The organism is Burkholderia sp. Tr-20390, from assembly GCF_017104595.1.
Classification (GTDB): Bacteria; Pseudomonadota; Gammaproteobacteria; order Burkholderiales; family Burkholderiaceae; genus Burkholderia.
Genome location: NZ_JAAGPC010000378.1, coordinates 1 through 2,116, shown reverse-complemented (window position 1 = coordinate 2,116; position 2,116 = coordinate 1). Strand labels below are relative to the sequence as shown.

The 2,116-nt window shown below is 71.9% G+C and carries 2 protein-coding genes and 1 pseudogene; 2 read left to right on the top strand and 1 reads right to left on the bottom strand.

The genetic code is table 11. The features are described 5' to 3' along the window. Both G3N98_RS39035 and nth read left to right on the top strand, forming a co-directional pair. Positions 1 to 258 (top strand): annotated as a pseudogene (locus tag G3N98_RS39035) (electron transport complex subunit RsxB); the annotation flags it as partial. Then, on the top strand, positions 255 to 899 hold the full coding sequence (gene nth / locus G3N98_RS39030) for an endonuclease III (protein ID WP_206151101.1): 645 nt from the start codon (positions 255 to 257) through the stop codon (positions 897 to 899). The pseudogene G3N98_RS39035 and the gene nth, both read left to right, overlap by 4 nt. A gap of 137 nt (positions 900 to 1,036) precedes the next feature. On the opposite strand, the gene G3N98_RS39025 is transcribed toward nth, so the two are convergent. Beyond that, positions 1,037 to 1,966 (bottom strand): DMT family transporter, encoded by a 930-nt coding sequence (locus tag G3N98_RS39025; protein WP_089473327.1) that lies wholly within the window; start codon positions 1,964 to 1,966, stop codon positions 1,037 to 1,039. Between the last annotated feature and the right edge of the window lie 150 nt (positions 1,967 to 2,116).

The window sequence follows — 2,116 nt, the reverse complement described above, 5'->3', positions numbered from 1 at the left end:
GCCGCCGCGCTCGAACGCGCGCGCAAGAAGAAGGAAGAGCTGTCCGGGCAAGGCGCCGGGCCGAAGAACACCGAAGGCGTGAGCGCGGCCGTCCAGGCGCAGATCGACGCGGCCGAGGCGCGCCGCAAGCGGCTCGCCGAACAGCAGGCCCAGCGCGACGCCGAGGCGGCCGCCGCGAGCGGCAACGACGAAAAGAACGACGCAGGCAACGACGGCCCGGATGGCCCGTCCGCACCGCCCGACCCGAACGCTCCATGAACGCCAGCAAACGACGCGCGATCTACGAAACGCTGCAGGACCTCAATCCGCATCCGACCACCGAGCTCGAATACTCGACGCCGTTCGAGTTGCTGATCGCCGTGATGCTGTCCGCGCAGGCGACCGACGTATCGGTCAACAAGGCGATGCGGAAGATGTTCCCGGTCGCGAACACCCCGCGACAAATCGTCGCACTCGGCGAAGAAGGCGTCACCGAGTACATCAAGACGATCGGCCTGTACCGGACCAAGGCGAAGAACGTGGTCGCGACGTGCCGGATCCTGCTGGACCGCTACGACGGCGAGGTGCCGGCCGATCGCGAAGCGCTCGAAGGGCTGCCGGGCGTCGGCCGCAAGACCGCGAACGTCGTGCTGAACACCGCGTTCGGCCAGCCGACGATCGCGGTCGACACGCATATCTTCCGCGTCGCGAACCGCACCGGGCTCGCGCCGGGCAAGGACGTGCGCGCCGTCGAGACCGCGCTCGAGAAGTTCACGCCGAAGGAATTCCTGCAGGACGCGCATCACTGGCTGATCCTGCACGGGCGCTACGTGTGCAAGGCCCGCAAGCCCGAGTGCTGGCATTGCGCGATCGAGCCGCTGTGCGAATTCCGGCCGAAGACGCCGCCGCCGAACGAGTGATGCGCCACCGCGGCTGACAGGCCGCAGGCCGCCCGGCGCCAGACGGCCAGGCGCACGACGCACGCCGCGTCGGCCGTTGGCCGGCCGGCATACCGCAGCCGCCACCCGCGCTGCCGCCCCGCTTCCCCCTTCCCGACTTACGCGTTGGACGTCGCCGTCGCGTCGTCTGCCGCCGCACCGCCCGCGCGCACCAGCGCCAGCACGGCAGCCAGAATCGCGACGCCACCCGCCCACTGCAGCGGCGACAGCGCTTCGCCGAACAGCAGCGCCGCAAGCGCGACCGTCACGACCGGTTCGAGCGTCGACAGCATCGACGTGCGCGCGGCCCCGAGCCGTTCGAGCCCGGCAAAGAACGCGAGCATCGCCGCCACCGTCGACACGAGCGCGATCGCAAGCATCGACGCCCAGCCGCCGGCCGTCGCGGGCCAGCGCGGCGGCGCGCCGAACGCGGCGGTCCGCACGACGGCGATCGCCACGAGCGTCGCGGTGGCCGACAGGCAGATGATCGCGGTGGTCGCGAGCGGATCGACGCCGCGCGTCGCCTTCGTGCCGCCGACGATGTACAGCGAATAGATCACCGCGGCGGCCAGCGCGAGTGCGATCCCGAGCGGTTCGCCATGCCCGCCGCCGACCATCAGCGCCGAACCCGCGACGCACAGCACGAGCGCGACGGCCTTCGCGCGCGTGAGGCGCTCGCCGAGCCACCACGCGGCCAGCAGCGTGACGAACGCCGGATACAGGTACAGCAGCAGCGCGACGAGGCTCGCCTGCGCATGCTGCAGCGCGCTGAAATAGCAGAACGACTGCCCGACGTAGCCGAGCGCGCCCATCGCCACGAGCGGCGCGAGCGCGCGCCCGCGCGGCCACGCGACACGGCGATGCCGTGCGATCGCGGCGAGCACCGCGCCGCCGATCGCAAAGCGCACGATCAGCAGCCCGAGCACGTCGACGCCGGCCGCATACGCGTAGCGGCCGAAGATCGCCATCGCACCGAATGCGGCGGCGGACAGCGCGACATAGAGCGTGCCCTGCAGGGCCGCGGACGACGGGCGGGCGGTGACGGTCATGACGAAACGGGCGCAAGCGGCGTGGCGACGGAAATCGTCGGAGTGTAACGGCGCGGCGGCGGCGAGCCTAGCCCGCGCTTACCCGTTCCCCGGCGCCGGCTCAGGGTGCCGGCAACCCGCCGGCGCCGCGCGGCCACGCACCTGCTCGCC